This window comes from Allobosea sp. NPDC055332 (assembly GCF_053645455.1).
Genome location: NZ_JBSHMO010000004.1, coordinates 496,164 through 520,151, shown reverse-complemented (window position 1 = coordinate 520,151; position 23,988 = coordinate 496,164). Strand labels below are relative to the sequence as shown.

The 23,988-nt window shown below is 67.1% G+C and carries 25 protein-coding genes and 1 tRNA gene; 17 read left to right on the top strand and 9 right to left on the bottom strand.

From position 1 onward, the window contains the following. The first annotated feature begins 45 nt into the window (after positions 1 to 45). The 7 genes from ACWIGM_RS24050 to ACWIGM_RS24020 all read left to right on the top strand — a co-directional run bounded on the left by ACWIGM_RS24050 (position 46) and on the right by ACWIGM_RS24020 (position 5,777). Positions 46 to 513 (top strand): (2Fe-2S)-binding protein, encoded by a 468-nt coding sequence (locus ACWIGM_RS24050; RefSeq protein ID WP_454028485.1) that lies wholly within the window; start codon positions 46 to 48, stop codon positions 511 to 513. A 78-nt stretch (positions 514 to 591) separates the two neighbouring features. After that, the gene (locus ACWIGM_RS24045) at positions 592 to 2,787 is read left to right on the top strand and encodes a xanthine dehydrogenase family protein molybdopterin-binding subunit (RefSeq protein WP_454028484.1); all 2,196 of its coding nucleotides are present in this window, start codon (positions 592 to 594) and stop codon (positions 2,785 to 2,787) included. Next, positions 2,784 to 3,230 (top strand): sulfur oxidation c-type cytochrome SoxX, encoded by a 447-nt coding sequence (gene soxX, locus ACWIGM_RS24040; RefSeq protein WP_454028483.1) that lies wholly within the window; start codon positions 2,784 to 2,786, stop codon positions 3,228 to 3,230. Before ACWIGM_RS24045 ends, soxX begins: the two co-directional genes overlap by 4 nt. After that, positions 3,193 to 3,687, top strand: a complete 495-nt coding sequence (locus tag ACWIGM_RS24035) for a thiosulfate oxidation carrier protein SoxY (protein WP_454028482.1) — start codon at positions 3,193 to 3,195, stop codon at positions 3,685 to 3,687. The genes soxX and ACWIGM_RS24035 overlap by 38 nt, the downstream gene beginning before the upstream one ends. 4 nt (positions 3,688 to 3,691) lie before the next feature. Further along, positions 3,692 to 4,018: a thiosulfate oxidation carrier complex protein SoxZ gene (gene soxZ, locus ACWIGM_RS24030; RefSeq protein WP_454028481.1), complete on the top strand. Its 327-nt coding sequence runs from the start codon at positions 3,692 to 3,694 to the stop codon at positions 4,016 to 4,018. Beyond that, on the top strand, positions 4,015 to 4,776 hold the full coding sequence (gene soxA / locus ACWIGM_RS24025) for a sulfur oxidation c-type cytochrome SoxA (RefSeq protein WP_454028480.1): 762 nt from the start codon (positions 4,015 to 4,017) through the stop codon (positions 4,774 to 4,776). The genes soxZ and soxA overlap by 4 nt, the downstream gene beginning before the upstream one ends. 62 nt (positions 4,777 to 4,838) lie before the next feature. Continuing rightward, positions 4,839 to 5,777, top strand: coding sequence for an alpha/beta hydrolase (locus ACWIGM_RS24020; RefSeq protein ID WP_454028479.1), 939 nt, complete (start codon positions 4,839 to 4,841; stop codon positions 5,775 to 5,777). Between the two features lie 5 nt (positions 5,778 to 5,782). Here the strand turns inward: ACWIGM_RS24020 and ACWIGM_RS24015 are convergent, their stop codons facing one another. Beyond that, a complete protein-coding gene (locus tag ACWIGM_RS24015) occupies positions 5,783 to 6,892 on the bottom strand; it encodes an ROK family protein (protein ID WP_454028478.1) in 1,110 nt (369 codons plus the stop codon). Between the two features lie 181 nt (positions 6,893 to 7,073). Here ACWIGM_RS24015 and ACWIGM_RS24010 point away from each other — a divergent pair, with 181 nt between their 5' ends. The 4 genes from ACWIGM_RS24010 (at position 7,074) to ACWIGM_RS23995 (ending at position 10,720) form a co-directional block, all read left to right on the top strand. After that, complete coding sequence (locus tag ACWIGM_RS24010; protein ID WP_454028477.1) at positions 7,074 to 7,553, top strand: DUF2938 domain-containing protein; 480 nt, start codon at positions 7,074 to 7,076, stop codon at positions 7,551 to 7,553. A gap of 39 nt (positions 7,554 to 7,592) precedes the next feature. Beyond that, positions 7,593 to 8,828: a metal-dependent hydrolase family protein gene (locus tag ACWIGM_RS24005; RefSeq protein ID WP_454028476.1), complete on the top strand. Its 1,236-nt coding sequence runs from the start codon at positions 7,593 to 7,595 to the stop codon at positions 8,826 to 8,828. A 176-nt stretch (positions 8,829 to 9,004) separates the two neighbouring features. Further along, positions 9,005 to 9,907 (top strand): hypothetical protein, encoded by a 903-nt coding sequence (locus ACWIGM_RS24000; RefSeq protein ID WP_454028475.1) that lies wholly within the window; start codon positions 9,005 to 9,007, stop codon positions 9,905 to 9,907. An 87-nt stretch (positions 9,908 to 9,994) separates the two neighbouring features. Then, positions 9,995 to 10,720 (top strand): spermidine synthase family protein, encoded by a 726-nt coding sequence (locus ACWIGM_RS23995; RefSeq protein WP_454028474.1) that lies wholly within the window; start codon positions 9,995 to 9,997, stop codon positions 10,718 to 10,720. Here the strand turns inward: ACWIGM_RS23995 and ACWIGM_RS23990 are convergent. Then, complete coding sequence (locus ACWIGM_RS23990) at positions 10,717 to 11,460, bottom strand: aspartate/glutamate racemase family protein (RefSeq protein WP_454028473.1); 744 nt, start codon at positions 11,458 to 11,460, stop codon at positions 10,717 to 10,719. The two genes, ACWIGM_RS23995 and ACWIGM_RS23990, sit on opposite strands and share 4 nt — an antisense overlap. Positions 11,461 to 11,690: 230 nt before the next feature. Between ACWIGM_RS23990 and ACWIGM_RS23985 the strand changes: the two genes are divergently transcribed. Continuing rightward, on the top strand, positions 11,691 to 11,879 hold the full coding sequence (locus ACWIGM_RS23985) for a DUF3008 family protein (protein WP_454028472.1): 189 nt from the start codon (positions 11,691 to 11,693) through the stop codon (positions 11,877 to 11,879). A 14-nt stretch (positions 11,880 to 11,893) separates the two neighbouring features. Here the strand turns inward: ACWIGM_RS23985 and ACWIGM_RS23980 are convergent, their stop codons facing one another. Continuing rightward, positions 11,894 to 12,406, bottom strand: a complete 513-nt coding sequence (locus ACWIGM_RS23980; protein ID WP_454028471.1) for a GNAT family N-acetyltransferase — start codon at positions 12,404 to 12,406, stop codon at positions 11,894 to 11,896. A 73-nt stretch (positions 12,407 to 12,479) separates the two neighbouring features. Next, positions 12,480 to 12,556: transfer RNA gene (locus ACWIGM_RS23975), tRNA-Arg, on the bottom strand. Positions 12,557 to 12,584: 28 nt separating this feature from the next. Between ACWIGM_RS23975 and ACWIGM_RS23970 the strand changes: the two genes are divergently transcribed. From ACWIGM_RS23970 to ACWIGM_RS23960, 3 genes are all read left to right on the top strand, one after another. Further along, positions 12,585 to 13,415, top strand: a complete 831-nt coding sequence (locus ACWIGM_RS23970; RefSeq protein ID WP_454028470.1) for a hypothetical protein — start codon at positions 12,585 to 12,587, stop codon at positions 13,413 to 13,415. Positions 13,416 to 13,421: 6 nt separating this feature from the next. Further along, positions 13,422 to 14,897, top strand: coding sequence for a M48 family metalloprotease (locus ACWIGM_RS23965; RefSeq protein ID WP_454028469.1), 1,476 nt, complete (start codon positions 13,422 to 13,424; stop codon positions 14,895 to 14,897). A 71-nt stretch (positions 14,898 to 14,968) separates the two neighbouring features. Beyond that, entirely contained in the window at positions 14,969 to 15,838 is an 870-nt protein-coding gene (locus ACWIGM_RS23960) for a dienelactone hydrolase family protein (protein WP_454028468.1), read from the top strand. Between the two features lie 60 nt (positions 15,839 to 15,898). Here ACWIGM_RS23960 and ACWIGM_RS23955 read toward each other — a convergent pair whose 3' ends face one another. The 4 genes from ACWIGM_RS23955 to ACWIGM_RS23940 all read right to left on the bottom strand — a co-directional run bounded on the left by ACWIGM_RS23955 (position 15,899) and on the right by ACWIGM_RS23940 (position 21,026). After that, positions 15,899 to 16,495: a CarD family transcriptional regulator gene (locus tag ACWIGM_RS23955; protein WP_454028467.1), complete on the bottom strand. Its 597-nt coding sequence runs from the start codon at positions 16,493 to 16,495 to the stop codon at positions 15,899 to 15,901. 393 nt (positions 16,496 to 16,888) lie between these two features. Beyond that, positions 16,889 to 17,224 carry a ferredoxin FdxA gene (gene fdxA / locus ACWIGM_RS23950; protein ID WP_092157697.1) on the bottom strand — a complete coding sequence of 112 codons (336 nt, stop codon included), beginning with the start codon at positions 17,222 to 17,224 and terminating at the stop codon, positions 16,889 to 16,891. A 158-nt stretch (positions 17,225 to 17,382) separates the two neighbouring features. After that, entirely contained in the window at positions 17,383 to 17,694 is a 312-nt protein-coding gene (locus ACWIGM_RS23945) for an RNA-binding S4 domain-containing protein (protein WP_454028466.1), read from the bottom strand. A gap of 23 nt (positions 17,695 to 17,717) precedes the next feature. Continuing rightward, positions 17,718 to 21,026: a helicase-related protein gene (locus ACWIGM_RS23940; protein ID WP_454028760.1), complete on the bottom strand. Its 3,309-nt coding sequence runs from the start codon at positions 21,024 to 21,026 to the stop codon at positions 17,718 to 17,720. Between the two features lie 363 nt (positions 21,027 to 21,389). On the opposite strand from ACWIGM_RS23940, the gene ACWIGM_RS23935 reads away from it, so the two are divergent. Together ACWIGM_RS23935 and ACWIGM_RS23930 are read left to right on the top strand one after the other, a co-directional pair. Beyond that, entirely contained in the window at positions 21,390 to 21,980 is a 591-nt protein-coding gene (locus tag ACWIGM_RS23935) for a TetR/AcrR family transcriptional regulator (RefSeq protein WP_454028465.1), read from the top strand. Then, positions 21,980 to 22,915 carry a haloalkane dehalogenase gene (locus ACWIGM_RS23930; protein WP_454028464.1) on the top strand — a complete coding sequence of 312 codons (936 nt, stop codon included), beginning with the start codon at positions 21,980 to 21,982 and terminating at the stop codon, positions 22,913 to 22,915. Before ACWIGM_RS23935 ends, ACWIGM_RS23930 begins: the two co-directional genes overlap by 1 nt. On the opposite strand, the gene ACWIGM_RS23925 is transcribed toward ACWIGM_RS23930, so the two are convergent. Continuing rightward, positions 22,916 to 23,806, bottom strand: coding sequence for an alpha/beta fold hydrolase (locus ACWIGM_RS23925; protein WP_454028463.1), 891 nt, complete (start codon positions 23,804 to 23,806; stop codon positions 22,916 to 22,918). Between the last annotated feature and the right edge of the window lie 182 nt (positions 23,807 to 23,988).

Below are 23,988 nucleotides of genomic sequence, written 5' to 3'. Positions count from 1 at the left end.
GCTGGCTCTCTCGTCGATCTTGGAATCGAAACCGGGAGGTTTGCGGTGGCTAAGCTCAGTATCAATGGCAAGACGATTGACGTTGCGGTCGAAGACGACACGCCCCTGCTCTGGGTCATCCGCGAGCAGATCGGCCTGACCGGGACGAAATATGGCTGCGGCGTCGCCCAATGCGGTGCCTGCACGGTTCACATTGACGGCGTCGCCACCCGCTCCTGCACCATGCCGGTGAGCGCCCTCACCGCCGAACAGAAGATCGTCACCATCGAAGGCCTCTCGCCGGACGGCAATCACCCGATCCAGAAGGCCTGGATCGAGCACGACGTGCCGCAATGCGGCTTTTGCCAGAGCGGCATGATCATGGCCGCGGCGGCTCTGCTGCAATCCAATCCCAAGCCGAGCGATGCCGACATCGCCTCCGAGATCACCAATATCTGCCGTTGCGGCACCTATAACCGCGTCAAGGCCGCCATCAAGGACGTCGCCGCCGGCGGCCAGATGAACCGCGGCTGATCTCATATCACCCATTCCCTGCGCACGGCTCGAGCGCCACAGCCTCGCCGCAGCGCCATCCGCAATCAGGAGGACGCCATGAGTCTAGCCTCTGTGACCGACACCAAGCTCTCCCGCCGCAGCATCCTGAAAGGCTCTGCCGCAGCTGCCGGCGCTTTCAGCTTCGGCTTTGCCATCCCCGTCTCCAGTGAGGCACAAGCGCAAGGCGCTGTGCCGGAGATCAACGCCTGGGTCGTGATCCATCCCGACGACAAGGTGGTGATCCGCATCGCCCGCTCGGAGATGGGCCAGGGCACGCTGACCGGCCTCGCCCAGCTCGTCGCCGAGGAACTCGACTGCGACTGGACCAAGGTCACGACCGAATATCCGACACCAGGCCAGAACCTCGCCCGCAACCGCGTCTGGGGCAATTTCTCGACCGGTGGCAGCCGCGGCATCCGCGAATCCCATGAATATGTCCGCAAGGGCGGAGCGGCCGCCCGAATGATGCTGGTCCAGGCCGCCGCCGATGGCTGGAAAGTACCGGTGGGTGAATGCAGCGTCGTCAAGGGCGTGATCACCCATAAGGGCTCAGGCCGCTCGAGCCGCTATGGCGAGGTCGCCGCGGCTGCCACCAAGCTCCAGCCCCCGGCTCCGGCCAACGTCCCGCTCAAGGACCCGAAGGACTGGACCATCGCTGGCAAGCCGTTGAAGCGGCTCGACACTGCCGACAAGACCACCGGCAAGAAGATCTACGGCATGGACTTCAAGCTGCCGGGGATGCTCAACGCCGCGATCAAGGACTGTCCGGTCTTCGGCGGCAAGGTGAAGAGCTTCGACGCTGCCAAGATCAAGGACATGCCGGGCGTCAAGCACGTCCTGCCGGTCGGCGACAGCGCCGTCGCCGTGGTCGCCGACAGCTGGTGGCGCGCCAAGACCGCGCTCGACGCGCTGCCGATCACCTGGGACGAAGGCGAGCACGCCAAGGTCTCCAGCGAGAGCATCGCCGCTTGGCTGAAGGAAGGGCTCGACGCACCGCAGGCCGCCGTCGGCAACCAGAATGGCGACGTCAAGGGCGCCATCGCCAATGCCGCCCGCGTCATCGAGCAGGTCTATTCCTATCCATTCCAGAACCATGCCTGCATGGAGGTGATGAACGCGACGGCGCTCTACACTTCCGAGCGCTGCGAGGTCTGGACTCCCACACAGAACGGCGAGGCGGCGCTGGCCGCGACCGCAGAGGCCTCCGGCCTGCCGCTGGCCAAATGCGAGGCCTACAAGATCGACCTCGGCGGCGGCTTCGGCCGGCGCGGCGCGGTGCACGATTGGGTGCGCCAGGTCGTGACCATCGCCAAGCAGATCCCCGGCACGCCGGTGAAGCTGATCTGGTCGCGCGAAGAGGACATGCTGCACGGCCGCTTCCACCCGGTGACGCAGTGCAAGCTCACCGGCGCGCTCGACAAGGACGGCAACCTGACCGGCCTGCACCTGCGCATCTCCGGCCAGTCGATCGTCGCCGGCATCTTCCCGCAGAACATCCAGAACGGCCGCGACCCCGCCGTCTTCCAGGGCCTCAACCCACCGGGGCCGGAGGCCTCGATCGGCTACACCGTGCCGAACCTCCTGATCGATCACGCGATGCGCAACCCGCATGTGCCACCGGGCTTCTGGCGCGGGGTCAATCTCAACCAGAACACGATCTATCTCGAATGCTTCATCGACGAGCTCGCCCATGCCGCCGGCAAGGACCCGCTCGAATTCCGCCGGGCGCTGATGAAGAACCATCCCAAGCATCTCGCCGTGCTGAACGCCGTGGCCGAGAAGGCCGGCTGGGGGACCAAGCCGCCTGAAGGGATCCATCGCGGCATCTGCCAGACCATGGGCTTCGGCTCCTATGTCGCGGCCGTCGCCGAGGTCTCGGTCGATGCGCAGGGCAAGCTCAAGATCCACAAGATCACCGCCGCGACCGACCCCGGCCATGCCGTCAACCCGGCCCAGATCGAGCGCCAGGTCGAGGGTTCCTTCGTCTACGGGCTTTCCGCCGCGCTCTTCGGCGAATGCACGGTCAAGGATGGGCGTATGGTCGAGGAGAATTTCGACACCTATCCGGTGGTGCGCATGGAGGACATGCCGGCGGTCGAGACGGTGATCGTACCCTCCGGCGGCTTCTGGGGCGGCGTCGGCGAACCGACCATCGCGGTCGCGGCACCGGCGGTGCTGAACGCGATCTTCGCCGCCACCGGCAAGCGCGTGCGCAACCTGCCGCTGAAGAACACGGATCTGCGCAAGGCGTGAGGCTTGCCGCGATCCGGATTGCGCTGATCGTGCTGGCACTCGCGAGCGCGCCGGTCGGCGCACTCGAAACCTACACCGTCGTCGGCGACGCGATTCCGGCGCCGCTCGGCGGCAAGATCGGCGATCTCAAGCGCGGACGGGAACTCGTGCTCGACCGCACGCAGGGCAACTGCCTGATCTGCCATCAGGTACCGGAGCCGAACGAGCCCTTCCAGGGCACGATCGGCCCCGATCTCGCCGGCGTCGCCACTCGGCTCGATGCGGGCCAGCTGCGCCTGCGGCTCGTCGATGCCAGCCTGCTCAACCCGCAGACGGTGATGCCGCCCTATTTTCGCACCGAAGGATTGCGAGACGTTGCCCCGGCCTTTCGCGATCGGCCGGCGCTGACCGCCCAGGAGATCGAGGATGTCGTCACCTATCTCGCCAGCCTGCGCACGCCCTGAACCGGCGCTCTCGCGCCGCGAGGTCATGGCGGCCGGCGCTGCCGGCTTCGCGCTTGCCGCCTTGCCCGCCTCCGCTCGAGCGGCCACGCCGCCGGCACTCGCCGAGCTGATCGCGCGCGTGACCGAAGGCGCGGTGCCGGAGCGCGCCAGAATCACCTTCGACATCCCGCAGCTGGTCGAAAACGGCAATTCGGTCGATGTCGCAATCCAGGTCGAGTCTCCCATGACCGAGGCCGACCATGTCCGCTGGATCCATGTCATCGCCGAGAAGAACCCATTTCCCGACGTCGCCCGCTTCCACCTCACCCCGCGCAGCGGCCGGGCCGATATCCGCGCCACCTTGCGCCTCGCCACCTCGCAGAAGGTCGCTGTCATCGCCTCGTTGAGCGGCGGCGGCTACGTCATGGCCGATGCCGACATCGTCGTGACGCTGAGCGCCTGCATCGACGGAGGCTGACCCGATGGCATCGTTCAACGCCCGCATCACCATGCCGGCCGAGGCCAAGGCCGGCGAGATCGTGGAGATCCGCGTCCTCGTCCGCCACCCGATGGATCGCGGCGGCCAGGTCGATTCCGAGGGCCGGGTCGTGCCGCGCAAGATCCTGAACCGGCTGACGGTGACCTATGCCGGCGAGCCGGTGTTCCGATACGACATGCATACCGGCGTCTCCGCCAACCCCTTCGTCAGCTTCACCACCCGCGCCCTCGAGACCGGCGACCTCACCTTCGAATGGCGCGAGGATGGCGGAGCGACCTTCACCCGCACCGCCCGTCTCGTCGTGACATGAGCGCCAACAGCCGCGTCCTTGCGATAGCGCTGCTTGCGCTGGCCGGCACAGCATTGGCCCAGGAGATCAGGCCGGGCAGCGCCTTCCTATCACCGCAGATGCAGCGCCAGCAGGAGGACGAGGCCCGCAACCCCGGCTGGCTCTGGGTCGAGCAGGGCGAGGAACTGTTCAGCCGCCGTGACGGCGCAGCGCCGAACTGCCTCTCCTGCCATGCCAACCCCAAGCAGAGCCTGCGCGGGGCCGCCGCCCGCTACCCGCAGGTCGACGCCACCAGCGGCAAGCTGATCAATCTGGAGGGCCGCATCGAGCAGTGCCGGGTCGATCGGCAGAAGCAGCCCGCCTTCGGCTATGAGAGCCAGGAACTGCTCGGTCTTACCGCCTATGTCGCCTCGCTCTCGAAGGGCGTGCCGCTGTCGGTCTCGGCCGAGGGCGCGGCCAAGCCCTTCTACGAAGCCGGCAAGGCCTTCTATGAGCGCCGGCAGGGCCAGCTCAATCTCGCCTGCACGCAATGCCATGACGGCCTCGTCGGCCAGAAGCTGCGCGGCGACACGATCAGCTACGGCATCGGAACCGGCTATCCGGCCTACCGGCTTGAATGGAACGGGCTCGGTTCGCTGCACCGGAGGCTGCGCGCCTGCTCGCTCGGCGTCAGGGCGACGCAGTTCGACTACGGCTCCGACGAATACCTCTCCCTTGAGCTCTATCTCGCGGTGCGGGCCAAGGGGCTCGCGCTGGAGGCACCTGGTCTGAGGCGATAGGCCTTGTTGGCGGCCGTGCGAGCCGTCACGATCCCGGCACAGTCCTGTCGGAGACGTCATGGATGCTTCGCCTGCCTGCCCTCCTCGCCTTCATACTGATTGCCACCGCCGCCATCGCCGAGCCCGATGCCGAGCCGCCGGCCTCGGCAGCCGGCGTGACCGCCCCGCCGCCGCCGTTCGTGCTCAAGGGCACCGAGGTCAGGACGATCCGCGCCAAGGCGCTGCAGCGCGACTATGAGATCTTCGTCAGCCTGCCGGAGTCCTATCAGAGCCAGCCGCGGCGGCGCTTCCCGGTGCTGTTCGTCACCGACGCCGACTACGCCTTCCCGCTGGTGCGCTCCATCGCGCGCCGGGTCGGCAACCGGGCCAAGGGTCTGGAGGAGTTCATCCTGGTCGGCCTGTCCTATTCGGTCGGCGACACCCCCGAATACAGCCGCCGGCGCGACTACACGCCGACGCCGAACGGCGAGAAGACGCGAGACCCATCCGGCAAACCGCCGGTCTTCGGCGAGGCGGAGGGCTATCGCCGCTTCCTCTCCGAGGAGCTGATGCCTTTCGTCGCCGCGACCTATCGCACCGACACCACCCGCAGCATCTATGCCGGCCACTCCTATGGCGGGCTGTTCGGCCTCCATGTCCTGCTGACCGAACCCAAGCTGTTCCAGCACTACATCATCGGCAGCCCCTCGCTCTGGTTCGACCAGAAGGTGCTGTTCCAGCGCGAGCGGGCCTATGCTGAGGCCAACAAGGAGCTGAAGGCGAACGTGCTGATGGCGATTGCCTCCTACGAGACGATCGACAAAGCCTCGGGCGATCCGCGCTACAACGGCAAGACCGACATGATCGCTGATCTCAGGGAGTTCGAGCAGGCGCTGCGCTCGCGCAACTATCCTGGTCTGAAGCTTTCGAGCGAGGTCATTCCCGGCGAGGACCACCTCACCGTCTTCCCGGCGATCGTTACGCGCGGGCTGCTCTGGGCTCTGCCTGCGAAGCGGGACTAGAGCCTTCAGTCCTTCTTGTCCTTGCCGTTCTTCGGCTTGTCCTTGTCCCGGCCCTTCGGCTTCACCCGGTTCTGGAAGCTGGCATTGCCGAGGCCAGTCCCGATCGTCAGCACCGCCCAGTGCTCGACATCCTGCATGAACGGCAGTTCGCTCAACCCCTGGACGACGGCGTCATTGTGCATGGTGACGACGGTGTCGTGCTCGCCGATCTCCGGCGCCATCTCGCGGATGCTATCGACCAGGTTGAAGCGGCTGCTCGACCAGTTGCCCGGCAGGTTCTGGGCACCACGGTCGATCGCACCATCCGGCTCGATCAGGCCGGGGCAGCCGACGCCGATGAAGGGTGCGACCCGCAGGCCTTCCTTGCCGGCGTGCCCGATCTGCTCGCGCAGCATCTTGCCGAGCCGCTTCACCGCCTCTTCGCGGCTCGTCTCCTCGTCGGCATGGCGCCAGAGCTCGGTTTCCCAGACGCGGGCCTTGCTCAGGTCCGCCGCCTTGTCCTGGCGCAGTTCGACGATGCCGGCGCGGATATTGGAGCCGCCGATATCGACCGCGACCAGGCTGTCATAGGCTTCGAAGATCCATTTCGGCGCAAGATGGGCGCTGCCGACCAGCCCGGCCTCGTCCGAGTGATGGCGCACCGGCACCAGCTCGATCTTATAGCCTTCGGTCTGCAGGATGATCCCGGCCCGCGCGATTGCGAGTTCGCCGATGCGGCTCTGGCGAAAGCCGCCGCCGACGACGATGCGCTGGACCGGGCTCCAGGCCTTCTGCCGCAGGAAGCGGCGGATAACGAAGGCGAGCGACTGCGCGAAGCGCTCGACCGCCGAGAGCACCAGCGCCGCCTCGCGCGCCTCACCTTCCGTGATCAGCTTGTCGAGCTCCGACTTGCTGACGGTCTTGCCGGCCTCCGCCAGCGGATCCTCGCCGGCCTCGGCCAGGTGCCGGCGCAGTTCGGCGAGATGGTCCATGAAGGCGCCTCGGCTCGCCTTGTCACCGAGGAAGCCGTCGCCGTCGCGGATCTCGAGATTGTAGCTGGTGACGAAGACCGAGGGCAGCTCCTGCGCCCCATGCGGCCCGTTCGCGCTCGCCTTGCTCGCCGTCGCCACTGCCATTGTTCACCCCCGCCTTGAAAGCACGCTGGGAGAACGAGCGACGCCCCCCGGCGGTTCCTGCGCCGCGCCGCCGCATGGCCCATCTGCGTGGCAGGCAGGGACATTCAACCCGTTGGCGATTGACCGCACCGCGCCACTTCGCCTCCATAGCCGGCGGTCGGTTCGCGGCCGGGGGAAACACATGCTCGAACTGATCGGCCGCTCGCTCGCGATCGGCATCGTCGCAACCGCGCTCCTCGACCTCTGGGCGCTGTTCCTCAACCGCGCCTTCGGCATACCGCTCGCGAACTGGGCGGCTGTCGGGCGTTGGTTCGCCTATCTGCCGCGCGGCCGCTTCACGCACGACACCATCGCCGACACGCCGCCGGTCTCGAACGAACTCGCGATCGGCTGGATCATGCACTATCTGATCGGCGCCCTCTTCGCCGCGATCGTGCCGCTGTTCTGGGGGCTGGACTGGGCCCGCAATCCGACATTGCTGCCGGCCCTGATCGTCGGCGTCGTCACCGTCGGCTGCGGCTGGTTCATCCTGCAGCCGGGCATGGGCTTCGGCCTCGCCGCCAGCAAGCGGCCCAATGCCAACCAGATCCGACTGATCGGCCTGATCAACCACGTCGTCTTCGGCCTGGGCCTCTGGCTCGCCGCGCTGCTGATGCGCTGAGCCGCACCAATCAAGATTTCGAACATAAGGACTGAGCACATGGCCGCGACCCTGTTCCAGAACGCCCGCATCGTCGACGGCACCGCACCCGAGCGCGTAGCGCCGGTCTCCGTCCTGGTCGAGGGTGGGCTGATCCGTGAGGTCGACAAGACCATCCGCTCCGACAAGGCGAAGGTGATCGATCTCAAGGGCCGCACACTGATGCCGGGCCTGATCGACGCCCATGTCCACGTCATCGCCGGCCTCGCCGATCTCGGCCGCAACGCCGCCTTGCCGGATTCGCTCGTCACCGTGCGCTCGCTCGTGATCATGCGCGAGATGCTCCTGCGCGGCTTCACCACGGTGCGCGATGTCGGTGGCGCCGATTTCGGCCTGAAACAGGCAACCGAGGAGCACGACTTCCCGACGCCGCGCCTTGTCATCTCCGGCAAGGCGCTGAGCCAGACCGGCGGCCATGCCGATTTCCGCGGCCGCTATGACGACCGGCTCGCGCCGACGACGCGCCATCGCCTCGGCGCGCTCGGCCGCATCTGTGACGGCGAGGCGGAAGTTCGTCGCGCCGCCCGCGAGGAGCTCAAGGGCGGCGCCGACTTCATCAAGATCATGGCCAATGGCGGCTGCGCCTCGCCGACCGACCCGATCCATTTCCTCGGCTTCTCCGTCGGCGAGCTCGAAGCGGTGGTCGAGGAGGCCCGCATGGCCGGCACCTATGTCTCCGCCCATGTCTATACCGACGAAGCGATCCGCCGCTGCGTCGAGGCCGGCGTCCATTCACTGGAGCATTGCAATCTGATCAAGGCCGAGACCGCCAAGCTCGCGGCCAAGAACGGCGCCGTCGCCGTGCCGACGCTCGTGACCTATGACAAGCTCGCCAGCGAGGGCGGCAAGCTCGGCTTCCCGCCCGATTCCGTCGCCAAGGTCGAATATGTCCGCGCCGCCGGCATGGAGTCGCTCGCGATCATGAAGAAGGCCGGGCTCGCCATGGCCTATGGCAGCGACCTGCTCGGCGAGATGCACCGGCACCAGTCGGAGGAGTTCGTCATCCGCGGCCGGGCCCTGCCGGCGCATGAGGTGATCGGCGCCGCCACCCATGTCGCGGCCAAGCTCTTGAAGCTCGAGGGCAAGATCGGCACGGTCGCGCCCGGCGCCTATGCTGACCTGATCGTCGTCGACGGCGACCCGCTGCAGGACCTCTCGCTGCTGACCCGCCAGGGCCGGCATATGCCTGTCATCATGAAGGCCGGCGCCTTCGTCAAGCGCGCCCGGCTGGACTGACCCGGCGCGAGAACGACCTAATCTCGCTCCGCTGCCATGGTGTTCCTACGGCAACAGAACATTAAAAAACTGTAATGCTCATTAAAGCAGCTCGAAAGACCAGATCGTCAAGGTTATGACGGTGTCTGTCCTTTGGACGAACAGTTTGTCACGTGTCTGATCGGAGACGGCTGGCGATGAAACTGGGAGCATTCCTCGGACGGATGCGCCGCACCGAAACCTCGGGCGGCGCACAATCCGCAGCCCGAGGTTCGATCCAGTCCCGGCACGCCGTGATCGGCCTGGTCTGCTGGACGCTCCTGATCGTTGCCGGCGGTGCGGTCGTCCTTGAGCGCTACTGGATCCATCCGCTTCGCGCTCAGCTGAAAGGCATCCAGATCGCCGCCTATGGCAACGCCCAGCGCATCAATGGGCTGGAGAATGTGCAGGCCACCTCCCCGCTGCTGTTCCGGAGCGGACGCGACGCAATCGCACTCACCCAGATCGAGCAATGCGTCGCCAAGCAGGTCGCGGGGGTGAAGGTACGCTACGACTCGATTCACGATGCCTATTTGGCCTGCTCAGCGCCATTGGCCTCGTTCTTCGACCGCTATCGCCTGTCGTTCTCCGAGGCCGAGAGGTTCGCAGTCTTTGTGACCTTGCTGAGCTCGCGGCTCGGCAGCTACGGCCCGAGTTTTTCCAGCGACCCCGAACAGATCGCCAAGGACGACGTGCTCAACTGCACACAGACGATGATCTTCGTCGCGCGCACCATCAAGCGCTTCTATCCGGGAGCGGCCGTGCGTGAGATCGGCATCAGCAATCAGGCCATGGGCGAACATGGCTTCGTCGAGATGTCTAGCGGTGGTCGCGCCATGCTGCTTGACGGTCTGGTCGGGCTCGTCGCCGATATCTCCCTGGACGAGGCAACCGCCGGCAAGCGTCCACGACCGTTCCTGATGCTCGAGTTCTTCCCGGAGACCAACGCCAATCTGCGCGCGCTCTCGGAGAACTTCATGCGAACCTTGCGCCTGGGCGGGTTGAGCCGGGCCGACATCAACTACGATCAACAGGTCGTTGAAGCGTCCCTGCGCGGTTGAAGCTCGGTCGACGGCGGCGACGCCACCGGATAGACCCATATCAAGGTCTCTCCTTCCCCTGGCGATACGCACCCTGAACAACGAGCGATGAAGCCCTGGACGCAATTGGACGCCGCGCCGATCCCCGGCGGCGGCACGCTCAAACTCATGCGCCGCGGCGAAGACGAGTTCTCGATCACGCTCGGCCACAACGAGTTGATGAACTCGCGCCTCAAGGGATCGGAAGAGGCGCTGGCGAACCTGGCCATCGAGCGGATCGGGCAGCGCCCGAAACCACGCCTCCTGATCGGCGGGCTCGGCATGGGCTTCACGCTCCGGGCCGCGCTCGCTGCTCTTCCGGCCGAAGCCGAGATCGTCGTCGCCGAATTGATCCCGGCGGTGATCGCCTGGGCGCATGGGCCGCTCGCTCCGATCTTCGCCGGCTGTCTCGACGATCCCCGTGTCACCGTGCGGAAGGCCGACGTCGCCACAGCCATTCGGGAGGGACGAGGCCACTACGACGCCATCCTGCTCGACGTCGACAACGGGCCGGATGGGCTGATGGTCGAGGCCAATGACCGGCTCTATGACCACGCCGGCCTGTCCTATGCGAAAGCATCTTTGCGCCTGGGCGGCGTACTCGCCGTCTGGTCGGCAGGGCCGGACCGCAGCTTCACCCAGCGCCTGCGCCAGGCCGGATTTACCGTCGAGGAGAAGATGGTCCGCGCTCGTGCCGGAAGCGGCGGTGCGAAGCACATGATCTGGCTGGCCGACACGGCAGGGTCTGCTTCAGCCACGCGGCCCGCGCAGCAACCGTCGAAGCGGCGGCACTAGCGCTCGCCCAATAGTCGCGCCAAACCGGCCGAGAGCCCAACATTGGGCACGGCCGCCGGCAAAGCGAGATCGCCTTGGCCCGGCTTGGGAGGCGGATTGCACGCCGCGTCGAGCACGGCAGCGAAACCAGCCTGCGTGGAGCAGATCACCGGTACCCTGACATGGGGCTCGACCCGCGCCGCGAGGCCGGCGAGCCCAGCGCCACCGAGGATCACCGCTTGCGCCCCGTCGCGCGCGACCGTCCGTCGGCAGGCCTCAACCAGCAGCGCGATCGAACCGTCTGGGTCGGCTGCGATATCGCCTCCGGTCGGTGCCACCGTCTCCACGGCAGCCAGCCTGCCATCCAGCCCGAGCGCAGCAGTGAATTCGGTGAGGATCGGCCCCCAGCGCTCGCCCCCGGTCACGATCGAGAAGCACCCACCCTGCGCAGCCGCCTGTCGGCAGGCGGCTTCGGCCATGCCGACCACCGGCACGCCAGCGATTTCTTTCAGCGCCATCAGCCCGGGATCGCCGAAGCAGGCGAGATAGACCGCAGCGCAATCGGCGCCGTGCTCGGCAAAGGCGTCCAGCGCCGCATGGCCGGCAATCGCGCCGGCGCTGCGGCTCGAAATGTAGCGCGCCCCGAACCGGCCTGTGGCCGGCACGAGCTCGACATCGGCCGGCGTCAGCGGCGCCAGCACGCGCAGGACCAGCGCGGTCATCTCGGGACTGGTGTTCGGATTGAGGACGAGAATGCGCAAGATGATTCCGACAGGCGAGGATTGGCCAGCCCCGGCGGCCTTCGCCCCAAGGCCGCACTCACTGAGCTTTGCCGCGCCGGCCCTTCTGCGGCAAGGGTTTGCGACCCGCATTCCCCGCATGATCGCCTCGCGAGGGGAGCGGCCTTGCAAGCCATCGTGATGATCGTCCGGAACCAGCACGCGCCGCTTGTGTTGCAGGTACGAACGTCTCTCGGATTGGAGGATGGACGATGCCAGCCAAATCGAAAGCGCAGCAGAAGGCCGCCGGAGCCGCACTCGCCGCCAAGCGTGGCGATATCCCCAAGAGCGAGCTCAAGGGAGCCTCGAAATCGATGGCCAAGTCGATGACCGAGAAAGAGCTCGACGAATTGGCCTCGACCAAGCGCAAGGGCAAGCCGGAGCATGTGACGAAGCACTGATCCGGAGCGCCGGCCTACCTCGCCGGCCGCTCGTGCCGGTAGACCAGATCTGCGGGGTCCGCCCGTACGGCGATGGCGTCCACCGATGCCCCGAGCCGCTCGGCCACCGCGATCGAGCGCCGGTTGCGCGGATCGACATAGCTGACCAGTGTCTCGAGGCCGGGCTGACCGAAGGCCCAGTCGCGCAGGGCGGCAGCGGCTTCGCTCGCATAGCCCTGCCCTTCATGCCCGGCATAGATAAGCCAGCCGAGTTCCTTCTCGGGAAAGAGCGGGCCGTGGTTGATGCCGACCTGCCCAATGCAGCCCCCGCCCGGCAGGTCGATCATCAGCGCGCCGTGACCGAACAATGCCCACTGCGCGACATCATGGCAGAACAGGCCCCAGGCGCCGCGCCGGTCATAGGGGCCGCCCATATGCTGTGCCCGTTCCGAGGCCAGGAAACCGGCATAATCAGGGAAGTCGCCTGCAACCGGCGCCCGCAGGATCAGGCGTTCGGTCCGAATTGTCGGCGGCACGGTGGAAAGCAAGCTCGACCTCGACAGCACTGGAAGCGGCCCTGCTGATCGATCGGCGGCCGGCCTTTGCAGCGAAAAAGGAAACTGGCGTCCCGGAAGGGATTCGAACCCCTGACCTACGGTTTAGGAAACCGTTGCTCTATCCTGCTGAGCTACCGGGACGCACGTCTCTGCGTTTAGCATAAAGCCGATGCGGGTGAAGCCTTCCTTTGCAGCGATTGTACCGCTCATCCTGGGCATGGCGGCCTCGGCCACCGTCGCGCGTGCGGCGGATGACGCTTGCGCGACAGCCGAAGGGGTCGAGCTGGTTCGCCTCGCCGGCCTCGACCGGCACGGTGACCTGCAGCTCGCCGACGGCCGGACCATCCGGCTCGCCGGGTTGGCGCCGCGGCAGAACGACGCCGAGCGCGAGCGCTTCGCCACGCAATTGGTGCGCTGGCAAGGTCACGAGTTCCGCCTGGCGCCGCTTGGAGCTACTGATCGCTGGGGGCGCCTCCCGGCCCGCCTGCTCGCCACCGATGACGCCACCGCCCTCGCCGGCCAGCCCGATTTGAGCGCAGCTCTCCTTGCCGAGGGCGCTGCACTGCGTCTGCCCGAGCCAGGTCTTGCCGCCTGCAACGAAATCTGGCGCAGGGCCGAGCCTTGGCAGGCGATGGCCGGCAAGGCCACTGGCCCCGCGCCGGCCGCAGCCCAGCGGAGTTTTGCCGCAGTGGCGCCCCCGGTCATCGACGGTCATGATGCTGCCGCGATGAGAGCGCAGGCGGGCCGGATCGTCGTGGTCGAGGGGCGTATCGCTGCCGTCGGAGAGCGGGCGCAGCGAACCTATCTCAATTTCGAACGGCGGCGCGGCGCCGGCGGCAGCATCGTTCTGTCGCGCGCGTTGTGGCGTGACTTGCAGCGTGCCGGCTGGACCGCATCGGCGCTGACGGGTAAACGCGTGCGCGTAAGCGGTGTGGTCGAGGGGCGCGACGGCCTCCTGATCGAGGCGCAGACGCGTAGTGCACTGGAACTGATCGACTAGGGGCCGATGCGGAGAGTTCAGCGACATCGTCAGTCGGTCCGGGGGCGCCTCGCCGCCGCGGTGCTGCCGGCCCTGTTGCTGGCGGCCTGCTTCGGCGACCAGAACTCGGTCCTCGCGCCGCTCAATCAGCCCGGCGGCGAGCCGGCGCCACGCGTCGCCAGCCTGCAGCGCAACGCCGATCGCGAGCACCAGCGCCTGCTCTCGGCCTTCGGCGGCGAATACCGCGCTCCGCAGATCAAGGCCGAACTGGAAGCGATCATCGCGCGCCTCGCCAAGGCCGGCGAAGGCCAGATCGGCGCCTATGAGGTGACGATCCTCAATTCGCCGATCGTCAACGCCTTCGCCTTGCCGACCGGGCGGCTCTACGTCACCCGCGGCCTGCTTGCCCTCGCGAACGACTCCTCCGAGATCGCTTCGGTGATGGCGCACGAGATCGCCCATGTCACCGCGCGCCACGCCGTCGAGCGCGCCGAAATGGAGGCGGAATCGGCGCTGGTCAGCCAGGTCGTGGCGCAGGTGCTGAACGACCCGACGACGGGTGCAGCGGTGCAGCAGAGCTCGAAGCTCTCGCTCGCCCGCTTCTCGCGCCAGCAGGAACTGACCGCCGACCAGATCAGCGTGCGCAACATCGCCCGCGCCGGCTACGACCCCTATGGCGCCGGCCGCTTTCTGGTCTCGCTCGGCCGCAACACCAGCTTCCGTGCCGGCCGGCAGAGCAGTGGTGACAAGAAGCTCGACATTCTCTCGAGCCATCCCTCGACGCCGGAGCGCGTCGCCGCCGTCACCAACGGCGCCCGCCAGATCGGCGCGCCCGGCCTCGGTGAGCGCGACGCCTCGCGCTGGCTCGCCGCCATCGACGGCATCGCCTTCGGCGACGATCCCGCCGACGGTGTCGTCCGCGGCCGCCGCTATCTCAACAGCGCGCTGCGCATTGCCTTCACCGCGCCCGATGGTTTCGAGCTCGAGGCTGCGCGCGAGATGGTGGTCGGCGTCAGCAATGACGGCTCGCAGGCGCTGCGTTTCGATTCGGTTGCGCTGAAGGCCGGACAGACGCTCGAATCCTATGTCGCCTCGGGCTGGATCGACGGCGTCGCCACCGCAGAGGTGCAATCGCTGACCGTTGGCGGCCTGCCAGCGGCAGTGACTTCGGGCAAGGGCGCCGACTGGACTTTCCGCCTCGCCGCGGTTCAGGCCGGACCGCGCGTCTACCGCTTCATCCTCGCAGCCAAGGGGCAGAACGACCCCGAACGCGCCATGCGCGCCTTGCTCGACAGCTTCCGCAATCTCAGCGCCAACGACGCGCAATCGGTCAATCCGCTGCGGATCCGGCTCGTCGCCGCCGGCGCCAGCGACACTCCCGCCAGCCTTGCCGAGCGCATGGCTTCGGTCGACCGGTCGATGGAACAGTTCCTGATCCTGAACGGGCTTGAACGCAGCACGAAGCTGACGCCCGGCCAGCGTTACAAGATCGTGAGCGAGTAGGCGCCGCTCGCCTGCCGCTTTCCTCTCGCTCTGTGCTAGTTTCCTTGCCTCGTCAGGACAGGGAGGCAGCCATGGCGCTCGATCGCCGCATCGTCGAACTCTACGACGAATACACCCACAAGCCGCTCGACCGGCGCAGTTTCATGAACCGGCTGATCACAATCGCCGGCTCGGCCGCGGCCGCCGAAGCGGCGCTCGCTTTGCTGGAGCCGAACTATGCGCAGGCCCAGCAGGTCCCGACCGACGATGCGCGCATCGAGAGCAGGCGCATCGACGAGACGATCGGCGGCGTGAAGCTCAGGGGCTATCTCGTCACGCCGAAGACGCAGGCCAGGCGCGGCGGCGTCGTCGTCATCCACGAAAACCGCGGCCTCAACCCGCATATCGAGGACGTCACCCGCCGTGCCGCTCTGGCCGGCTTCAGCGCACTCGGGGTCGATTTCCTGACCCCGCTCGGCGGCACCCCGGCCGATGCCGACGCCGCCCGCGCCTTGTTTCCGCAACTCAAGCCCGAGGATGTCGTCGCGCAAGGGCGCGCCGCCCTCGCCTTCCTGAAGGCGCGGCCGGACACGACCGGCAAGGTCGGCGCGGTCGGCTTCTGCTGGGGCGGCGGCGCGGTCAACGATCTCGCCGTCAGCGCACCGGAGCTCAATGCCGGCGTCGTCTTCTACGGCCGCTCGCCCGATCTTTCCAAGGTGCCGCAGATCAAGGCCCGGCTGCTGATCCAGCAGGCGGCCCGCGATACCCGCCTGGTCGAGGGCCTGCCGGCCTATGAGGCGGCGCTGAAGGCAGCCGGCGTCAATTACCAGGCGATCGTCTACCCGGACGTCGATCACGCTTTCCACAACGACACCAGCGCCGAGCGCTACAACGCCGCCGCGGCCAAGCTCGCCTGGGAGCGGACGGTCGCCTTCCTCGCGGCGGAGACCGGCGCCGCCTGACACGAAAAAGCCCGGCGGAGCGATCCGCCGGGCTTTTTCTATCCAATAATGGAAGCTGCCTCAGGCAGCTTCCTCCTGCAGGTCGTCGTCGCCATCCTCGGCCTCGGCCGCCTCGGCGGCATCCGCCTTGCCGGCGCGGCGCGGCGACTTGGCGAGCTGGCCCTCGATCTTCTTCAGCGCCTCGGTCTCGGTGATCTCCTCGACCGCCGAAATCTCGCGGGTCATCCGGTCGATCGCCGCTTCATAGAGCTGGCGCTCGGAATAGGACTGCTCGGGCTGCGCCTCGGAACGATAGAGATCGCGCACCACCTCGGCGATGGCGACGAGATCGCCCGAATTGATCTTGGCTTCGTATTCCTGGGCGCGGCGCGACCACATGGTGCGCTTGACGCGGGCGCGGCCGGTCAGGGTCGAGAGCGCCTTACCGACGATCTCGGCATCGGCGAGCTTGCGCAGACCGACGCTCGCCGCCTTGGCGGTGGGCACGCGCAGCGTCATCTTGTCCTTGGCGAAGCTGACGACGAAGAGTTCGAGCTTGAAGCCCGCGACTTCCTGCTCCTCGATCGCCGTGATCTGACCGACGCCATGGGACGGGTAGACGACGAACTCGCCCGTCTTGAAGCCCTGGCGCACAACAGTCTTCTTCGCAGTGGACATGCCGTTTCGACTCCTGATCTCTCCGCTGGGGGCGAAGATGCGACTTTCAGCCGCTGACCAGGATGGCCGGCGGCGCTCTGCCTGACACGACGGGAACGACCTTCTGGTCTTCTTTCCCCGGCGCAACACGCTCCCTCAGTCGATTGTTTCTTGCGACCCGCCAGACACGAAGATAACGACACGCCGGACATTCTGGCCGGTGGTGCATTGCTGTCGTCTCAGGGGGTGCCCCGTTTGTGTGACCTCGCAGGGGCAGGCGGAACGAACTCGACTGTGGCTTGTGGATACCACAAAAATCGCGCCGAATCAAAGGTAAACGGAATGCAAACGGCGCCGGGCCGCGTTGCGGCCGGCCATGGTTAACTGCAATGGCTTCCTGACGAAGGGTAAGCTTCAGTCACCTTCGCCGGGGTTCGGCGACAGGAGCTCGAGCTTGTTCGGCACGCCGTCGAACTCCTTGGCGTCGGCCGGCGAGTCCTTCTTCTGCGTGATGTTCGGCCAGCTCGCGGCGAACTTCGCATTGAGCTGCAGCCAGCTGTCGAGACCGGGCTCGGTGTCGGGCTTGATCGCCTCGGCCGGGCATTCCGGCTCGCAGACGCCGCAGTCGATGCACTCGTCGGGATGAATGACGAGAAAGTTCTCGCCTTCATAGAAACAGTCGACCGGACAGACTTCGACGCAGTCCATGTACTTGCACTTGATGCAGTTCTCGGTGACCACATAGGTCATGGCGCTGTCCTTCCAATCGGCCGGCGCTTCTTTAGAGCCGGTCGAGAGAATGTTTCAAGGCCCTGTCACGACCGGAAACGAGATCAAACTTCCATCGAAACAAGTGTTTCGAGAAGATTTTTCGCAGACACGCTGACGCGTCCCTCGCAGCTTCCGCGTTATCCCTTCGGCCCCTCCGGCGCAAGCGACTGATCGCCGCGTTCGCCGCCGTTCAGGACCTCATACAGCGTCTGCGCCTGCTCATAGGAGCCTCGGCGCTCGGCGAAGGCGGTGACGCGCACGACCAGCGTCGCGTGCGGCAGAGCCAGCGTCAGCACATCGCCCGACTTCACCCCGAGCGCCGGATTCTCGACGCGCTTGCTTGCAACACGGACATGCCCCTCCTCCACCAATCGCACAGCGGCGGGGCGGGTCCGCGCGAAGCGTGCGAACCAGAGCCATTTGTCGAGGCGTTGCCGGTCGTCCCGCAAGCGATACCCCGGAGTGCTAGGACCTAGCTCTTGCGCCCGTCATTGCCCTCGAGCTGGGCCTTCAGGGCGAGCAGCTTGGCGAAGGGCGAATCCGGATCGGGCTGACGCTCGGCCGGACGCGGCCGCGCCGGCTGCTGGAAACGCTGCTCCTTGCCGCCGCGTTCGTCGCGACGCGGACCGCCGGGACGGCCGCCATCGCGCTTGAACTCGGGCCGCGGGCCGCGCTCGGGACGTCCGTCGCGCCCTTGCGCATTGCGACCAGCCCCTTCCTGCGCCGCAGGCCTGCCGGCCTCGCCACCGGCCGGGCGCGGGCCGTTCCAGCCACCCTCGCGCCAGCGATTGCGGTTCGGCGGGCGCTGCCCGCCCGGCTTGCCCTCGCCGCCTTCCGCAGGAGCGGCAGCCTCAGCGCCACCACGCCGGTCGGGCCGCCGGCCGCGCTGTCCCTGCTCGGGACGCCGGCCGCCCTGATGGCGATGCGGCCGCCAGATCTCGATCAGCTCCGGCTCGGCTGCCGGCGCCGCCTCGACGGCGACAGCAGGCTCGGTCGTCTCGGTTTCGGCCTGAGGCGCCACATCCGCCGCCGGCTCGTCGCTTGGCAGCGCCAGGGTCGACATCGCATCCGCCGGCACGGGCTCAGCCGCGCTGGCGACGTCCTCCTCGGCCGGAGCGGCAGCGATCTCCGCATCGGTCAGGATCGGAGCATCCGGGGTTTCGCCCGTCGGGGCGGCGCTGTCCGCGCCGTCAGCGGCAGCCTCAACCTCGGCGGGCGGCGCTTCATTGAGCGCATCAGCCGCTTCGGCGACGGCTTCCGCCGGAACCGCCGGCGTGGTCGCGGCAGGCTCGGGCGCAGCGGCAAGCGCCACGGTGATCGCCGGGCCCGGCCGCTTCTGCGAGACATAGCCGAGCGAGCGCAGGATCGAGGCGAAGTCCTCGCCGGCGCAGCCGACGAGGGAGGTCATCGCCCCGGTGGCGACGAAGCCGTCCTGATCGGCAGTACCCACCGGCGGCTGGCCGAGCGTGACACCCGGGCGATAGGCGATCGCCGGCCGGATCAGGTCGGCAAGGCGTTCCAGGATGTCCACGCGCACCGCCCGCTCGCCGCAGACGCGATAGCCGGCGGCGCGATAGAGCCCCTTCGGGATCTCCTTATTGGCCGGGAACGAGGTCCGGCCAGAGGAGGCGAGATGCGAGATGTCGTCGAGCCCGGCCGCTTCCGGATTGCCGTGCTTCAGCGCCCAGAGCTGGGCGGCGAGCGCGCGCGGCGCCGGCTTCAGCAGCGCAGGCACATAGAGATGGAAGGCGCCGAAGCGGATGCCGAGCTGGCGCAGGCCCGCCCGTCCCTCCTGGTCGAGCGTCTTCATCTCCTCGGCAACCTTGCTGCGCTCGAGCACGCCGAGCGCCTCGGCCGCCTGGTAGGCGATGCCGCGGGCGATGCCAGTGACGCTCTCGGCATTCTCCAGGATCTGGAGCGGGCCGAGCAGTTTGGTGACGTGATGTTTCAGCCAAGCGGCAAGCCTCGTCTCGATCTGCTCGCGGGCCGGAGCCGGCAGATGATCGTCGACCATCAGGCGCAGGCGCGGCTCCAGCACCTTCTCGCCGGCGGTCAGGCGCGCGACGGGCTCGCCGATCCAGCGGACCAGCCCGTCATGCGACAGCACGAAGGCCTCGTCGCCTGCCAGCACGACGCGCGAGGCGCGCGCCTCCAGCTCGCCGGCCAGCGCTTTCAGCGCCGCCGCGTTCAGTGCCTTCGCTTCCGGACCACCCGCCTTCGGGTCAGCCGTGAAACGGAAGCCTTGCAGCAATCCGACATGCTGACCCTCGACCAGGACATCGCCGGTCGCGGTGACTTCGGCCTCCAACATCGCATTCTCCCGCAGGCGACGCATCAACACGCTCGTGCGCCGATCGACAAAACGGCTGGCGAGCCGTTCGTGCAAAGCGTCCGACAGCCTGTCCTCTACAAGACGAGCCACCCCCTGCCAATGCTCAGGATCAGGCAGCCAGTCCGGACGGTTCGCGACATAGGTCCAGGTCCGGACCTGGGCAATGCGCGCCGAGAGGGTATCGATCTCGCCGTCGACCCGGTCAAGCGCAGCGAGTTGGGCGGCATACCAGTCCGGATCGAGCCGGCCATGGCGCATCAATCGAAGATAGAGCATCGTTGCCAATTCGGCATGCTGCATCGGCGCGATCTTGCGGTAGTCCGGCAGGCCGCAGACCTCCCAGAGCCGCGACACCGCCGGCTTGCCCTGCGCCAGCCGCACCACATCCTGATCGCGGGCCAGGATCTCCAGCGTCGTCATGTCCTCGGCGATCAGGGCGCGGGTCAGCCCCTGTTCCTGCGGCTGGACGTTGAGGCTGTCGAGCAGGCCGGGGATCGAGCGCAGGTCGAGATCGGAGTTGCGCCACTGCACCTGCCTGACCGATTCGAAGCGATGATCCTCGATCGCCTCGACCAGCTCCTGCTCGAAGGGCGGGGCGCGGCCGGTCGTGCCGAAGGTGCCGTCGCGCAGATGCCGCCCAGCCCGGCCGGCGATCTGGCCGAATTCGGCCGGGTTGAGCTTGCGATAATGATGACCGTCGAACTTGCTGTCGCCGGCGAAGGCGATGTGGTCGACATCGAGATTGAGCCCCATGCCGATCGCGTCGGTGGCGACGAGATAATCGACATCGCCCGACTGGTAGATCTCGACCTGGGAATTGCGCGTGCGTGGCGACAGCGCACCGAGCACCACCGCCGCTCCGCCCTTTTGCCGCCGAATCAGCTCAGCAATGGCGTAGACCTCCTCGGCCGAGAAGGCGACGATCGCCGAGCGTCGCGGCAGGCGGGTGATCTTGCGGTCACCGGCGAAGGAGAGGTTCGACAGGCGCGGCCGCGAGACGACGTTGACGCCGGGGATGAGCTGCTCGACCAGCGGCTTCATCGTGCCGGCGCCGATCAGCATCGTCTCCTCACGGCCGCGATGATTGAGCAAACGGTCGGCGAAGACATGGCCGCGATCGAGATCGGCGGCGAGCTGGATCTCGTCGATCGCGACGAAATCGACCGCAAGGTCGCGCGGCATCGCCTCGACAGTGCAGACCCAGAAGCTAGGCCGCTCCGGCTTGATCTTCTCCTCGCCGGTGATGAGCGCGACCGCCTGCGGCCCGACCTTGTCGACGACGCGCTGATAAACCTCTCGCGCCAGCAGGCGCAGCGGCAGGCCGATCATACCCGTGGGATGCGCGACCATCCGCTCGATGGCGAGATGGGTCTTGCCGGTATTGGTCGGTCCGAGCACCGCCGTGACGCCGCGGGCGCGGAGCGAAGGCGGAAGGGAGCGGGGTTGGATCAAGACGCTGGAGCTTTCCTGCAGCCTGCGCGGCGAAACGCCGGGCCAGCCCTACCGGGATGAGCCGCCCGAAGGCAACCCGATCCGTGAACAGAACGAGTCCGGAACGAAGCGAGGCCGAATCGCTGACTCCCGCAGAATCAGGTTTCGTTCACGGCGAGATATTGCGGCAAGCGATTCAAAAACCACAAGATTTTGAATCGCCTTCATTGTCCATCCTTCGCCGACTTGCGCGCGCGAGGGCCGCTTTCGCTCATGTAGGTCGTCATGGCGACAGAACGAGGGGCGACGCACGGAAAGAGACTCGACGGCGCCGCTCTCCGGTCACTTGACAATAATACGTACGTACGTATTGATATCGCCATGAGCAAGCCATCCCTTCGCCCCAACCTGATCACCGCCGGCCATGACCTGTTCTGGCAGAACGGCTACGCCGCCACCGGCGTCCGCGAGATCGTCGCCGCCGCCGGCGCCAGTCCCGGCTCCTTCACCAACCACTTCGCCTCGAAGGAGGACTTCGCCGGCGAGGTGCTGGAGCGCTATTTCGCCTATGTCTGCGGTCTGGTCGACGAGGCACTCGCCGATGACGGCCTGCCATCCACCGCCCGCCTACGGGGCTATCTCGACCTGATCACCGGCAAGCTCGAGGAGGCCGATTGGGCCCGCGGCTGCATGGTCGGCAATTTCAGCCTTGAGACCGCACCGACCAGCGAGCCGCTGCGTGAAAAACTCGCCGACATCTTCGCGCGCTGGCGTCAACCCTTCGCCGCCTGCATCGCGCAGGGGCAAGCGAGCGGCGAGATCTCAAGCGCCTTCAGTGCCGACGACCTCGCCGATGTCCTGCTCGCCTCCTGGCAGGGCGCAATGCTGCGCATGAAGGTCGAGCGCGATCCCGCCCCGCTCGACCGCTTCAAGACCATCATCTTCCCCCTCCTGTTCGGAAAAGCCTCGTGATGACCAACGATACTCAAGCGCCGATCATCGCGACCCGCCGCAAGATCCCGGTCCTCGACTCGACCATGTCCTATGTCGAGGCGGGCACGCAGGGGCCGACCGTGCTGCTGCTGCACGGCAACCCGACCTCGTCCCATATCTGGCGCGACATCATCCCGCGGATCGCGCCGGTCGCGCGCTGCATCGCGCCCGACCTGATCGGCTACGGCCAGTCCGGCAAGCCCGAGATCGCCTATCGCTTCGCCGACCAGGTCCGCTATCTCGACGCCTTCCTCGCGGCGCTCGGGCTCGATCGCCTCGTCATCCTCGCGCAGGACTGGGGCACGGCGCTTGCCTTCCACCATGCTTCCCGCCGGCCGCAAAGCATGCTCGGCCTCGCCTTCATGGAATTCATCCGGCCCTTCGCCGACTGGGACAGCTTCCACCAACGCCCGCAGGCGCGCGAGCTGTTCAAGGCCTTCCGCACGCCCGGTCAGGGCGAAAAGCTGATCCTCGACGACAACATTTTCATCGAGCGCATCCTGCCGGGCTCTGTGCTGCGCCAGATGACGCCGGAGGAGATGGAGGCCTATCGCCGGCCCTTCCCGACGCCGGCCTCGCGCCGGCCGATCCTGAGCCTGCCGCGCGAATTGCCGATCGCCGGCGAGCCGGCCGATGTCCATGCCATCAGCACCGCCGACCACGCTGCCTTGCGTGCCTCGACCTATCCGAAGCTGCTGTTCTCAGGCGATCCCGGCGCGCTGATTTCGCCGCAGCAGGCGCGGGATTTCGCCGCCGGACTGTCGAACTGCCGCGTCGCCGAGCTCGGCGGAGGCGCGCATTACCTGCAGGAGGACCATCCGATCGCGATCGGCGATGCGGTCCGCAACTGGCTCATCGAGATCGGTCTCGCATCGTCGCCGAATGCGCGAGTCCAGCCGGCCGCCGCCTTCTGATCAATCCGCGAAGACGTCGGCGAGAACCTGCGCCGCCTCGTCGGGCGCCTCGACATGGACGAAGTGGCCGGCGTCCTCGCAGAAGGTCACTTCGACGTCGTCGAAATAATGCGACAGGAAGGTCGACCATTCCGATTTCAGGATCGGGTCGTGTCGGCCCCAATGCACCCGCGTGCGCTGATGGATCGGCACGGAGGGCGACGGGTGCCCATCGATGGCGGCAAGCCGCGCCGCGTTCTGGCTGCGATACCAGTCGAAGCCGCCGCGCAGATTGCCCGGCTTCATGAAATTCTCGACGAAACTGTCGAAGACCGGCGCGAAGGCATCCTTGCGGTGACACCAATGCGTCAGGAAATGCCCGAGATAGAGCGCGCAGGCCTCGCGGCTCGACCCGATCAACTGCTCGGCCAGCGGCAATTGCTGGAAAGACTGGTACCAGATCTCGTTGACATGGCCGTCGCGGACCCAGGCCGAGCCGACGCTCGGAGTCGGGCAGTTGAAGAACAGCAGCTTCTCGACGCGCTGCGGATGGCGCCGCGCCAGCCCCTGCGCGACATAGGCGCCGACATCATGGCCGACGACGCCGACCCGGCCGAGGCCGAGCGCCTCCAGCAGCGCCGCGATGTCGTCGGCATGGGCGTTGGCGCCGACATCGCTGCGTGGCGCCGATGATTTCCCGCTATCGCCGAAGCCGCGCAGATCGGGCGCGATCAATCGGAACTCGCCGTGCAGCCGGTTCATCACCGGCAGCCAGCTCATCCAGAATTCCGGCCAGCCATGCAGCAGCAGGACCGCCGGCCCGTCGCCGACCTCGGCGACATGAAGCATGGTGTCGCGTACGACGACCTGGCGATGCCTGAGGCCGGGCGGCAAGGCGAAATCGCTGGACATGACAGCTCCGAAAGCGAATCGCCGGTGAGGCTAACGCCTCGCACCAGAGTCCGGCAATTCGTCAAATGGCAAAGCCTTCATGCGTTGCGGGGTGAGGGGAGAATCGGACGCCGGCGGGGATAGATAGCGATCTTATCCCCGGCGCTTCCGGCGGCCTCAGAATGGCGCGCTCCACAGCAAGG